Origin of the sequence: Pandoraea bronchicola (genome assembly GCF_902459805.1) — a bacterium.
Classification (GTDB): domain Bacteria; phylum Pseudomonadota; class Gammaproteobacteria; order Burkholderiales; family Burkholderiaceae; genus Pandoraea; species Pandoraea bronchicola.
Genome location: NZ_CABPST010000001.1, coordinates 806,933 through 820,639 on the forward strand (window position 1 = coordinate 806,933; position 13,707 = coordinate 820,639).

At 65.6% G+C, this 13,707-nt stretch carries 6 protein-coding genes; 4 read left to right on the top strand and 2 right to left on the bottom strand.

Annotation, left to right across the window (positions count from 1 at the left end):
• Positions 1-79: 79 nt before the first annotated feature.
• Positions 80-6,010, bottom strand: coding sequence for an excinuclease ABC subunit UvrA (gene uvrA, locus PBR20603_RS03645; protein WP_150558143.1), 5,931 nt, complete (start codon positions 6,008-6,010; stop codon positions 80-82).
• Positions 6,011-6,343: 333 nt separating this feature from the next.
• Here uvrA and PBR20603_RS03650 point away from each other — a divergent pair, with 333 nt between their 5' ends.
• From PBR20603_RS03650 to PBR20603_RS03665, 4 genes are all read left to right on the top strand, one after another.
• A complete protein-coding gene (locus PBR20603_RS03650) occupies positions 6,344-6,877 on the top strand; it encodes a sigma-70 family RNA polymerase sigma factor (RefSeq protein ID WP_150558326.1) in 534 nt (177 codons plus the stop codon).
• Positions 6,874-7,977 (top strand): FecR domain-containing protein, encoded by a 1,104-nt coding sequence (locus tag PBR20603_RS03655; RefSeq protein ID WP_150558144.1) that lies wholly within the window; start codon positions 6,874-6,876, stop codon positions 7,975-7,977. The genes PBR20603_RS03650 and PBR20603_RS03655 overlap by 4 nt, the downstream gene beginning before the upstream one ends.
• Before the next feature lie 115 nt (positions 7,978-8,092).
• Positions 8,093-10,612 carry a TonB-dependent siderophore receptor gene (locus PBR20603_RS03660; protein ID WP_174977761.1) on the top strand — a complete coding sequence of 840 codons (2,520 nt, stop codon included), beginning with the start codon at positions 8,093-8,095 and terminating at the stop codon, positions 10,610-10,612.
• A gap of 103 nt (positions 10,613-10,715) precedes the next feature.
• On the top strand, positions 10,716-12,386 hold the full coding sequence (locus PBR20603_RS03665; RefSeq protein WP_150558146.1) for an SH3 domain-containing C40 family peptidase: 1,671 nt from the start codon (positions 10,716-10,718) through the stop codon (positions 12,384-12,386).
• A 23-nt stretch (positions 12,387-12,409) separates the two neighbouring features.
• Here PBR20603_RS03665 and PBR20603_RS03670 read toward each other — a convergent pair whose 3' ends face one another.
• Positions 12,410-13,642, bottom strand: coding sequence for an NAD(P)/FAD-dependent oxidoreductase (locus tag PBR20603_RS03670; protein WP_150558147.1), 1,233 nt, complete (start codon positions 13,640-13,642; stop codon positions 12,410-12,412).
• Between the last annotated feature and the right edge of the window lie 65 nt (positions 13,643-13,707).

Below are 13,707 nucleotides of genomic sequence, written 5' to 3' on the forward strand. Positions count from 1 at the left end.
ACGGGACGCCATCAGGCGTCCCGCGTATGGCCCGCAAACTGCGCGAACCGAGCGTCAACGTAACCGGTGAACTCGACCGCTACTTCGCTGTGGCAGCTTCCTGCGGCTTCGTTGCCGGTACGCCCGGGGTTACCGTGTGCGCGAGTACGGGCTTGAGCGCAGCGCCGGTGTGGCTCGCCGCGATCTTCGTCAGCGCATCGGGCGACGTCGTCGCCACCACCGTCCCGCCGCCCTTGCCGCCTTCCGGCCCCATGTCGACGATCCAGTCGGCTTCGGCAATCACATCGAGGTTGTGCTCGATCACGACAACGGTATGTCCGCCGTTCACCAGCCGGTGCAGCACATTGATGAGTCGCGCGACATCGGCCATGTGGAGACCAACCGTCGGTTCGTCGAGCACGTACAGCGTGTGCGGCGACTTCTGCCCGCGACGCGTGATGTCGTCGCGCACCTTGGTCAACTCGGTCACCAGCTTGATGCGCTGTGCTTCGCCACCCGACAACGTCGGCGACGGCTGACCCAGCGTGAGATAGCCCAGCCCGACGTCCTGCATCAGTTGCAGCGGATGGGCAATGCTCGGCATCGACGCGAAGAACTCGACGGCTTCGTCCACTTCCATCGTCAGCACATCGCCAATGCTCTTGCCGCGCCAGGTGACGGCAAGCGTCTCGGCATTGAAGCGCTGACCGTGACAGACGTCGCAAAGCACCTTCACGTCGGCGAGGAAGCTCATGCCGATGGTTCGCACGCCTTGGCCTTCGCATGCCGGACAACGGCCGTCTCCCGTATTGAACGAGAATCGCGACGCCGCGTAACCGCGAGCACGCGCTTCGAGCGTGTCGGCGAACAGCCGTCGAATCGTGTCCCAGAAACCGATATAGGTGGCCGGACACGAGCGCGGTGTCTTGCCGATGGGTGTCTGATCGACTTCGAGCACACGATCGATCGTCTCCCAGCCGGTCACCGACTCGCAGCCATGCCACGCGTGCACCACCGGACGGCGCGGCTCGGCAGGCGCCTCCGACTTCGCACGCGGTTTGCCATCGGCCTTCACGGCGTGGCGCACCGTGCCCTTGCGGGCGCGCCGCTCGGCCGGAGACGACAGCACCGAGCGTCCCACGGCGTCGAGCAGGTTCGTCATCAGGACGTCGCGCGCGAGCGTCGATTTGCCCGATCCCGAGACGCCGGTAATCGCCGTGAGCCGCGACAACGGCAACGACGCCGTCACGCGCTTCAGGTTGTGAAGCGTCGCTTCGTGAACCGTCAGCCAGTTGGGCGGCACCGCTTCGCCCCCCTTGGCGGGTGCGATCACCTCGCGGCGCGGTTGAATCGGATGCTGCAGCGGATGCGCCAGAAACTTGCCGGTCAGCGACTCGGGATGCGCGGCCAGATCGGCCACGCTACCCTGCGCGACAAGCGTGCCACCGCGCTTGCCGGCGCCCGGACCGATATCGATGATGTGATCTGCGCGACGAATCGTATCCTCATCGTGCTCGACGACGACCAACGTGTTGCCCTGATCACCCAACTTGCGCAACGCGCCAAGCAGAATGCCGTTGTCGCGCGGATGCAAGCCGATCGTCGGTTCATCGAGTACATAGCAAACGCCTTGCAGGTTACTGCCCAGTTGCGCCGCCAGACGAATGCGCTGCGACTCGCCGCCCGAGAGGGTCGGCGCCGCGCGATCCAGCGTGAGGTAGCCGAGCCCGACTTCCTCCAGAAACGCCAGACGCCCCTGAATTTCGCTGACCAGATCGCGCGCGATGCTCGCGTCTCGACCGTGCAGCTCGAGTTGCTCAACCCATTGGCGCACATCGCTCACAGTCCACTGGGCAACGTCGGAAATCGCGTGTTCGTCGAACGTCACGGCGCGTGCGACGGTATTGAGTCGCGCACCGTGACAATCCGGACACGGTTGGTCGCCCACGTCTTCCGGCTCCTGTTCCTCCGATGGCAGTGAATGCTCACGCCCCCGGTTGTCCTGATTGAGCACGGTGTCGTCGAACGCTTCGCGTTGCTCACGTGTGAGCGCAAGGCCCGTGCCCACGCACGTCGAGCACCAGCCATGCTTGCTATTGAACGAGAACATGCGCGGATCGAGATCCGGATAGCTCGTGCCGCACACCGGACACGCGCGCTTGACCGAGAACACCTCGATCTCGCCGACACCTTCGCCCGGCTGCTCATGGCTCATGGAGTCGCCGAGTCCGTCGAGCGGTGCGAGCAAATGCATGACCCCCTTGCCCAACTCGAGCGCCGCCGCCAGCAACGTGCGCAACAGCGCCTCGTTCTCGGGGGCGATCACCACGTCGCCCACCGGCAGTTCGATGGTGTGCTCACGGAAGCGGTCGAGCTTCGGCCACGGATCAACTGGCAGGAAAACGCCGTCGACACGCAGATGCGAATGCCCACGCGCCTTGGCCCACTTCGCCAGATCTGTGTAGATCCCCTTGCGGCCCACCACCAGCGGTGCGAGCAAACCCACGTGCTGGCCGCGACGGTCGCGCATCAGTTGCGCGACGATGGAATCCGGACTCTGCGCCGTGACGGGGGCGCCGTCATGAATGCAGTGCTGAATACCGAGCTTGACGTACAGCAGGCGCAGGAAGTGCCAGACTTCCGTCGTCGTTGCGACGGTACTCTTGCGCCCGCCGCGCGACAGACGCTGTTCGATGGCGACGGTCGGCGGAATGCCATACACGGCGTCCACTTCCGGACGCCCCGCCGGCTGCACGATGGACCGCGCATAAGCGTTGAGCGATTCGAGATAACGGCGCTGACCTTCATTGAAGAGAATGTCGAACGCGAGCGTCGATTTGCCCGAACCTGAAACACCGGTAATCACACTGAACTTGCCGCGCGGAATGGCAACGTCGAGCGACTTGAGGTTGTGCTCCCGTGCATTGACGATACGAATGTCGTCGCCACCGGCGGGCTTGCGATGCGCACGCGCTGCACGCAATGCCGTTTGCAGCGGCATGCCCGGTTCGCCAGCAGGGTTGGACGCCGCTACGGATTGTCCGGGCGCGACCACCGTGCGCTCATAGTCAGCCAAGGCACGTCCGGTATGCGAGCCCTCACACGCCACCACCTGCGCGAGCGTGCCCGCGCACAGCACTTCGCCACCGCCTTCGCCGCCCTCCGGCCCGAGGTCGATGATCCAGTCGGCCGCGCGCACCACATCGAGGTTGTGTTCGATGACGAGCAGCGAGTTACCGCCGTCGAGCAACTTGCCGAACGCCCGCATGAGCTTGGCGATGTCGTCGAAGTGCAGCCCTGTCGTTGGCTCGTCGAAAATGAAGAGACGGCCGCGATGCGCAACCTTCTGCCCGCTCGCGGTCTTCTTCTGTGCGGCCTCCGCGAGGAAACCCGCCAGCTTCAGACGCTGGGCTTCGCCGCCCGAGAGCGTCGGCACCGGCTGACCGAGCTTCACATATTCGAGGCCGACGTCCACGATGGGCTGCAACACACGCAGCACATCACGATCCGACGAGAACAGCTTGACGGCCTCGTTGACCGTCAGCTCGAGCACGTCCGACACGCTCAATTCGCGCATCGCCTCGCCTGGCACGGCGCGCTGAATCTTCACCTCGAGGACTTCGGCGCGGTAGCGCTTGCCGTCGCAGTCCGGGCAGCGCAGATAGACGTCGCTCAGGAACTGCATCTCCACGTGTTCGAAGCCCGAGCCGCCACACGTCGGGCAGCGCCCGTTGCCGGAGTTGAAACTGAACGTGCTGGCGGTGTAGCCGCGTTGCAGCGCCACCGGCTCGGCCGCGAACAGTTTGCGAATCTCGTCGAACGCGCCGACGTAGCTGGCCGGGTTCGAGCGCGCCGTCTTGCCGATGGGAGACTGATCGACGAACACGACGCCCGACAATTGTTCGGCACCGACGAGTTCGTCGTGTGCGCCCGGGGCTTCGGTCGGGTCGCCGAAGTGACGCGCCAGCGCCGGATTGAGAACGTCCTGCACCAGCGTCGATTTGCCGGAACCGGATACCCCGGTCACGCACACGAGGCGGCCGAGCGGAATCTCGACATCGACGTGCTTGAGGTTGTGCTCGCGAACGCCACTCAGCCTCAGACGCGGCGTGTCGGCATCGACCGCACGCGCGCGCCAATTCGACGCGTTCGCCACATGCTTGCGTCCGCCAAGATAATTGCCGGTCAGCGTGTCGGCGTGACGCACTTCCTCGGGCGTGCCATCAAAGACGATCTGACCGCCGCGCTCGCCCGGCCCCGGTCCCATGTCGATGACACGGTCGGCGGCAAGCATCACCGCCGGGTCGTGCTCGACCACCACGAGCGTATTGCCCGCGTCTCGCAGACGATGCATTGCCGCGACGATACGGTCCATGTCGCGCGGATGCAGGCCGATACTCGGCTCGTCCAGCACGAAGAGCGTGTTGACGAGCGACGTGCCGAGCGCGGTCGTCAGATTGATACGCTGCACTTCGCCGCCCGAGAGCGTACGGCTCTGGCGGTCGAGCGTGAGGTAGCCAATGCCGACGTCACACAGATACTTCAGCCGCGTGCCGACTTCCTCCTGCAACAGCTTGAGCGCGTCGTCGAGCAGGCTCGACGGCAGGGTGAGTGAGTCGAAGAACTGACGCACGCGCGAAATCGGCATCAGCATCAGATCGTGCATGGTGAGGCCCGGCAGCGCTTCGAGCTGCGCGCGCGACCACGACACCCCGCGCGGCATGAAGCGCTGTTCGGGCGGCAGCACCGCGTCGGCATTCTCCTTTGAACCGAGACGCCACAGCAGGCCTTCCGTCTTCAGACGAGCGCCGCCGCACGTCTCACAAGTCGTGTAGCTGCGGTACTTCGAAAGCAGCACACGGATGTGCATCTTGTACGCCTTCGACTCCAGATAGCCGAAGAAGCGGCGAATGCCATACCACTGCTTGTTCCACTCGCCTTTCCAGTCGGCATCGCCTTCGATGACCCACTCGCGATGCTCGGGCGAGAGTTTCGACCAGGGCGTGTCGCGCGGAATGCCGGCCTTGCCGGCGTACTCGAGCAGGTCGTCCTGAATCTCTTTCCACGCGGGCGTCTGGATGGTCTTGATCGCGCCGCCGCGCAGCGTCTTGCGCTCGTCGGGGATCACCAGCCCCAGGTCAACGCCGATCACGCGGCCGAAACCACGGCAGGCCTCGCACGCGCCATAGGCGGAGTTGAACGAGAAAAGCGCCGGCTGCGGGTCGGCGTAATGCAGATCGCTGTCGGGGCAGTGCAGATCCTGCGAGTAGCGCCAGATGTCGGGCTCGCCGGCTTCCGCCAGCACGTAGACATTCACCCGTCCGCGACCGCGCTTGAGCGACGACTCGATGGCCTCCATCGCGCGCACCTTTTCGGTGTTCTGCAAGCGGAACCGGTCGGCGACGACATCGAGCACCTTGCGGGTCCCGTCCGCCGTTGCAACTTCGCGCTCGGCCTGCACGCGCGTGTAGCCGGAAGCCGACAGCCATTGCTCGACTTCATCGGCCGTCACGCTGCCCGGCAGTTCGACCGGGAAGGTGACGACCAGACGCGGATCGCCTTGCACGGTGCGTGCCATCAGGTCGGCGTAGATCGTCTCGGGCGTGTCGTGACGCACCGGCTGCGCCGTCTCGCGATCGAACAGCGCCGCCGCACGGGCGAACAGCAGCTTGAGGTGATCGTTGAGTTCCGTCATCGTGCCGACCGTCGAGCGAGAACTGCGCACGGGATTGGTCTGGTCGATGGCGATGGCCGGCGGCACGCCTTCCACATGGTCGACCTGCGGACGATCCATGCGGTCGAGGAACTGGCGGGCGTACGCACTGAAGGTCTCGACGTAGCGGCGCTGGCCTTCGGCAAACAGCGTGTCGAAGACGAGACTCGACTTGCCGGAACCGGACGGACCGGTCACCACCGTCATCTCACCGGTCTGGAGATCGACGTCGAGGTTCTTGAGGTTGTGCTGGCGAGCGCCACGAATGCGAATGGCGTGGCTGGCCGACGGGTCGGATTTTGGGGATGACTTGTCCACTTGGTATCAGGGCCGCTTGATTGACAATGAACAGCGTGACGTCTGGCAGCGCGCGTGCGCGCCTCGGGGGAACTACTTTATCAGGCCGATACGACAGTCGCTGGCAGCATCCGCGCTTCGCCCGGCACGCTGCGATTGTACTGTATATTTGTACAGCACAATCGATCCCCCCATTGCCGGTGTTCCTAATCCGGATGCCGTTAGCCAATCCGATTTGTTTCCTATCCGTCACCGCCCGATACGCTCATGATATGATGCGAATGATTATCATTAACCCAAAAAGCTGCTAGATCAGCGAAGGTGGCGTGCTCACGCGACCGAGCCAAGACCATGATGCGTGACGACAATGGGGGACGGAAAAACGCCGCGCGCGCCGACGCGTCCGGCGTAGCCACGCTCTATCACGATCATCATGGCTGGCTGCGCAACTGGCTGCACCGAAAGCTCGGCAATCACGGCGACGCCGCCGACCTTGCCCACGACACCTTCGTGCGCCTGCTCAGCAAAGACGCTCCCGTCTGCCCGCGCGAACCCCGGGCGTTTCTCACCGTCGTCGCCCAGGGGCTGGTTGCCAATCTGCACCGCCATCGCAAGATCGAGGCCGCTTACCTCGACGTGCTCGCCGCACAACCCGAGGCCGTTGCGCCCGATCCCGAAACCCGCGCGATCCTGCTCCAGACACTCATCGACATCGACCGGCGCCTCGACGGCCTGCCGCCGATCGTTCGCCGTGTCTTCCTGATGTCGCAACTCGACGGCCTCGCACAGCGCGACATCGCCGACGCCGTCGGCCTTTCCATCGCCACCGTGCAACGCCACATCGTCAAGGCCCTGCACGCCTGCTGCTTCGGGGACCCCACCGCATGAGCACCGATACGCATGACCTGCACCGCGCAGGCGGTCCTTCATCGGCGTCGGCAACGCTACCGGAGTCGGTCACGCTCGCGGCCACCGAATGGTTCGTCCGTCTGCAAGCGCACGATGCCCCCGGCGCCGACGCCGACGCGCGCGCCACCACACACGCCGCATGGCAGCGCTGGCACGACGCCGATACCCGCCACGCGCTCGCGTGGCAGCGTCTGGTCGACTTCGGCGCGCATCTGCGCACCCTCCCGCCCCTCGTCGCGCACAACACGCTCGTGCGTGCGCGGGGGAATCCGGGACGGCGGCGCGCGCTCAGTCTCATCGTCTTTGCTGGCGTGGCTGGGGCGGTCTGGTCCGCCGGCGACTCCAACGCCGTCCGCGCCTGGCGTGCCGACGTGAACACGGGCGTCGGCGAGCGCCGCACCGTTCAACTCGCGGATGGCACGACGCTTTCACTGAATACGGACTCGGCCGTCGACATCAGCCTCTCGCAGGACACCCGCCGCTTGCGACTGGTGCGCGGCGAGATCGCCATCACGACCGGCGCCGATGCCGATCACGGCCATCGCCCGTTCTTTGTCGACACCGCTCAGGGCAGTCTGCAGGCGCTCGGTACTCGTTTCGCCGTGCGCCAGCATGACGACAGCGCCACCGTCACGGTGCTCGAAGGCGCCGTGCGCATCGTGCCCGCGAAGGCAACGAACGCGGCAACCGTGCTGACGGCAGGACAAGGCGCGACCTTCGACGCCACCACGCTGCGCTCGCGCTTCGAGGACACCGGCGCCGCCAACGCCGCCGCCGCGTGGACGCAAGGCATGCTCGTCGTCCACGCCATGCCGCTCGGCGACTTCCTCACCGAACTCGGACGCTACCGTCGCGGCCATCTCGGCTATGCGCCGGAGGTAGCTGGCCTGCGCGTGTCGGGCATCTATCCGGTCGACGACACCGACCGCGTACTCGACATGCTCTCGCGTGCATTGCCCGTTGACGTGCGGCGTTACACGCGTTGGTTCGTGCGCGTTCAGCCCGGTTCGGCCACCAGCGACGTCCCTGGGCGCGAGCGAACGTACCAGGCGGTCGGCGGCGATCGTCCGCACACCTGAGGCAACCACCCAAAAAATTTTCTTGCGTCGGATGAGGGGTTTTCGAATCTCGCGGGGCATAGACAGGAACGCCCATTTTGATGTTTCGATGCTCCCAGGAAAGGAATCCGCCGTCATGTCTTCTCACGTCAGCCGCACGTCTGCGCGTGCCGCACCCAAGCGCACGCTCGTTGGCACCGAGATCGCCACCGCCCGCCGGGCTGTCACGCTGGCCGCCAGCGCGCTCTTCACCCTGACCGCCCTGACGGCCGTGAGCGCCCACGCCCAGTCCGCCGCCAATGGCGGCGCCACCCCGGCTGCCGCGGCGCGCGCCGCGCAGTCGCTGCACATTCCGGCAGGTTCGCTGCAACAGGGCCTCGTCGCGTTCGCCCAGCAGACCGGGCTGATGATTTCGTACGACGCCGCCCAGATCGCCGACAAGCGCACCGCCGGCGTTTCGGGCACGTACACGCCGTCGCTCGCGCTGGCGATCCTGATCGAAGGCACCGGTCTGCAAGCGTCTGGCCAACCGAACGGCGGCTACATCGTCGCGCCCGGCCCGAACACCGGCGTGGGGAGTGCCGCCGGGGCCGCCGGGGCCGCCGTCGTGCTGCCTCAAACGAATGTGAATGCACGCGCCGAGCGCGACGTCGCGCGCGGCCCGGTTGTCGGCTACGTCGCCCAACGCAGCGACACGGCGACCAAGTCGGACACGTCGATCATGACGACGTCGCAATCCATCAGTGTGATTCCGCGCGACCAGATGAACGATCAGGCCGTGCAGACCGTGACCGACGCGCTCAAGTACGCCGCCGGGGTGAACGCCGACCCGTACGGCAGCGACACCCGCGCCGACTGGTTCTACATTCGGGGCTTCAACGCCGACGTCTATTGGGACGGCCTGCGCGTGCCGCAAATCGCCAACCGCCCGGGCAGCTACGCCGCCATTCGCGTCGATCCGTACACCCTCGAGCGAGTGGAAGTGCTGCGTGGCCCCAGCTCCATCCTCTATGGCGCGGGGAACCTCGGCGGTCTCGTCAATCTCGTGAGCAAGGCGCCGAGCACCGAGCCGTATCGCGAGATCGGCGTCGACTACGGCACGTTCGATCGCCGCCAGTTGCGCGTAGACATGACCGGTCCGGCCAACGAAGACGGCACGCTGCTGTACCGCATCACGGGTCTTGGCCGCCTCTCGAACGCGCAAACGGACAACGTGAGTGACGACCGCATCATGATCCAGCCGTCAATCACATGGCGCCCGAATGCGCAAACGAGCTTCACCTGGTTCTTCAACTACATGCAGGACAGCATGGGCTCGTCGGTCAGCTACGGTCCGGCGCTCGGCATGGTGAACCCCTCGCGCTGGGGCCGCATCGATCGCGACCTGCTCACCGGCGACCCGGCATTCGACCGTTATCGCAAAACGCAAGTCGCCACCGGCTACCGCTTCGAGCATCGTGTGAACGACGCACTGCAATTGCGTTCGACGGCGCGCTTCACGCACATGGATCTCGACTACAAATCGATCTATGGCACGGCACTGCTGGCCGACCAACGCACGCTGCAACGCACCGCCTATCAGGCCGCGCCGATTCTGAACGGCTGGCAGCTCGACAACAACGTGCAATACGACACGAAGACCGGTCCTGTCGCGCACAAGGTGGTCGGCGGTGTCGACTTCCAGACGCAACGCTTCCTGAACCGCGTGTGGACAGGCACTGCGCCATCGCTCGACCTTTACGCACCGGTCTATGGCGTGAAGGGTGTGCTGCCCGCCAATCCGACGACCAGCACCGACCAGACGCAAACGCAGCTCGGTCTGTACCTGCAGGACCAGATGCGTTGGGATCGCTGGTATCTCACGCTGGGCGGGCGTGAAGACTTCACGTGGTCGACGACCGGGAACAACATCAACAAGACGTCGGTCAAGCAGACGCCGAACAAGTTCACGTGGCGCGCCGGACTGCTGTACGAATCGGCCATCGGGCTGTCGCCGTACTTCAGCTATTCGACGTCGTTCCTGCCGACGCTCTCGACCAACCTCGCGGGCGACCCGCTCCAGCCCACCACGGGTCAGCAATATGAGATCGGCATCAAGTACCAGCCGGTGAATACCAACGCGATCTTCACCGCGTCGCTGTTCAACCTGACGCAGCAAAACGTCTCGACCGCCGACCCGGCGAACACGCGCAACACGATCCAGACAGGCGAAGTGCGCTCGCGCGGCGCCGAACTCGAAGCGCGGATGAGCCTGACGTCGAGACTCAACCTGGTGGCGAGCTACACGTATCAGGACGTAGAAGTGACACGCAGCAACAACGCCGATCTGGGTAAACGCCCGTATGGCGTGCCGCGCAACATGGCGTCGATCTGGGCCGACTACCACTTCGGCAACGTGGGCGACGTGAAGCTGGGCGCGGGTGCAGGCGTGCGCTATCTGGGCCAGACGGCAGGCGACAGCGCCAACTCGTTCTCAGTGCCCGGTGTGACGCTCGTCGACGCCTCGCTGCACGCCGACATCGGCTGGCGCTGGCGTTTGCAGCTCAACGCGACCAATCTGTTCGATCGCACCTACGTGGCGGGCTGCAACACCACGGTGCAGTGCTACTACGGCACGGGCCGCACGGTGCTCGGCAGCGTGACGGCGCGCTGGTAAATCGCGCCGGCAAGACGCGAGGCGTTCGTGGTCTTCGAACGCGCGGGATTGCACCCCGATCGATGGAGTAGCATGGCGGAATCCAGGCTCTCTTTCGCACGACATGGGTGCAATCCTTGCGGCGCGCAGCGCGATCCTGCGCGCCACCTCACACGTCCCGCCGGGCTGCACGCCGGGCAGTTTGCGCCGACGCGCCGTCTTCTTCGCGACGCTCCTGCCGCTCGCCATGCTCGCCGCCTGTGCGGGCGCACCACATGCCCCCGCGACATCGCCGACGTCGCCGACGTCCACGGCAACCGCGGCGAGCACACGCTACAACGTCAGCCGCTTCCCCATCGAGCATTACGATCAGGACGTCGATCACTGGATTCGGCCTGACGCCCCCGGCTACGATCAGCCACTGCTTTCCGCACAAGAACAAGACCGCCGCTTCGACGCGTTTCGTGCGCGCTACTTCGGCACTGCGCCGCGCGACCCCTCGCCGTGGAACGGCACATGGCTCTCGACATCGCTGCTCACTGCTGCGGGTGCGCAACAGATCGCCGATTCCCAGAGCCGCCGCGTCGGGCGTTTCGACAACGGCGCGCCCGGCGTGCGCAAGACCTATGGCGAGAACTTCCAGCCGCACACGGCGGCGTGGAGTCGCGCGATCGAAGCCAACATGGCGCTGGCGCAGCTCGATGCCGACAACGCCGGGGGGCAATATGATCCGCGCCGTCGAGGCATCACGGTCGACAACGCGCTCGTGCGCCAGCTTCCCACTTACGATCCGGCGTTCTACGATTTCCGTGAGGCGGGTGAAGGCTACCCGTTCGATGCACTGCAAGACTCGGCACTGCGGCCCGGCACGCCCGTGTACACCCTCGCCCGCAGCGCCGATGGCGCATGGCTGCTTGTCTATTCGCCCGATCTGATCGGTTGGGTGGATGCCCGCTCGGTAGCGTCGGTCGACGAGCGTTTCGTCGCGACGTGGCGTGACGCCGCACAGCGCAGCCTCGGTGCCATCGTGCGTGCCGACGCCGTGCTGGCCGATACGTCACCCGGCACCGCTACACCCGTCTACCGGACTTTCGCGCCGATCGGCACGGTGCTGCCGTTGATACGATTGCGCGACGGGCGTCAGATGGCGATGTTCCCTGTGGCCGATATTCAGCGCCGGGCGCAGATCCTCACCGCTACGCTGGACACATCGGCCATTGTGCCGATGCCGTGGGCGCTGACGCCGCGTCACATGGCGCAGGTGATGAAGCAGCAGATCGGGCGCCCCTATGGCTGGGGCAATACGCTGTTCTACAACGACTGTTCCGCCGAAACGCGTAGTCTCTTCGCGCCCTTCGGCGTGTGGCTGCCCCGTCATTCGTCGGACCAGCTACGCGCCGGCAAACGCACCGATCTGCGCGCCGCCGATATCGACACGCGACTGCGCACGCTGACCGAGCGGGGCCGTGCGCTGATGACGCTGATTCATATCAACGGACACATCATGCTGTATCTGGGCAATGCGCAGCGCGACGGCGAGAGTGTGCCGATGACGTATCAGAATGTGTGGGGTCTGTCGCCTGCGGATAACAGCCGTCGCAACGTCATCGGCGGCGCGGTCATTCTGCCGCTGCTCAAGACCTATCCGGAAGATCCGGGAGTACGGTCGCTCGCGGGCAAGCCGTTGTTCGAGATCAGTGTGATCGGCGGTGACGATACGAACGCAGGCTCCGGCGCAAATGGCGACGCCGCACGTGCGCCGAGCACCGATTCATCGGAAGAGATGCCGCAATAGCGGTGCAGCCGCCGCTGGGCAACTCAGAAGCGCAGCACGCTGAACGGCTCAGGATCGACGACCGGCGTCTCGCCCGTCATCATCTCGGCGACGAGGCGGCCCGTCACCGGGCCTAGCGTCAGGCCGTGGTGCGCGTGCCCGAACGCAAACCACAAACCGCGATGACGAGGCGCCGGGCCGATAATCGGCATCATGTCCGGCGTGCACGGACGCCGGCCGAGCCACGGCGCAGCATCCACTCGCTCGCCGAGCGGGAACGTCGCGCGCGCGAGGGGCTCGACGGCAGCGAGTTGCACCGGCGTAGGCGGCGTGTCGCGAAGGCCGAGCTCCACACCGGTGGTGAGCCGAATGCCGCGCGTCATGGGTGTGATGAGAAAGCCATGTTCGGCATCGAGCACCGGTTGATTCAGCCGGGCGCCCGGCTGCGCGCGGTAATGCATGTGATAGCCGCGTTTGACCGCGAGCGGCAAACGGTAGCCTAGCGCCGCCGTCACATTATCGGCCCACGGGCCAAGTGCGACGACAGCGCGTCGCGCCTCGACTCGCCCCGCCTGCGTCTGCACCGACCATTGCGGCTGCAATGTCGTGGCATCGCCGTTGAATAAGCGTCCGCCCAGCGATTCGAAGTAACGCGCATAGGCCGCCACCAGCGCGCCCGGATCGCTCACGGAATCCGATGCGGTGTAGCGCAATCCCCCCACCAGCGTGTGCGTGAGAGACGGTTCGTCGTTGCGCAGGCGGGACGCGTCCAGCCGCTCGAACGGCACGTCGTACTCTTCGCGCCACCGCTCGGCATCGCGCTGCGCGGCATCCATCGCCGCAGCGGTGCGGAAGACCTTGACCCATCCGCCCTCGCGCAGCAGATCCCCCGCCCCGGACGCCGCGATGAGTTCGCGATGCTCCGTCACGCAATGTGCGATGAGTGTGCTGTAGTGCCGCGCGATCTCCGTGTGCCGCTTCGGAGCGGAGTGGTACCAGTAGCGCGCAAGGAAGGGCACGATCGTCGCCATCGCCGACGGGTGATAACGCACGTCGGTCGAACGGTTGCTTGCATAACGCAGCAGCGTGCCGACGTCTCGCGGAAATGCGTACGGATACACACCTTCGCGTTGAATCAACCCGGCATTGCCGAACGAGGTCTCGCTGCCCGGCGACTTGCGGTCGACGAGCGCCACCGACATGCCGCGCCGCTGCAAATGCACGGCGACGGACACACCAACGATACCGGCACCGAGCACGAGGGCGTCGAACGTCATGGGCGTGACTTCATAGCGTGAGAAGCGTGGGAAGCGTGGGGAATGCGGCGGGACTCACACGTGAG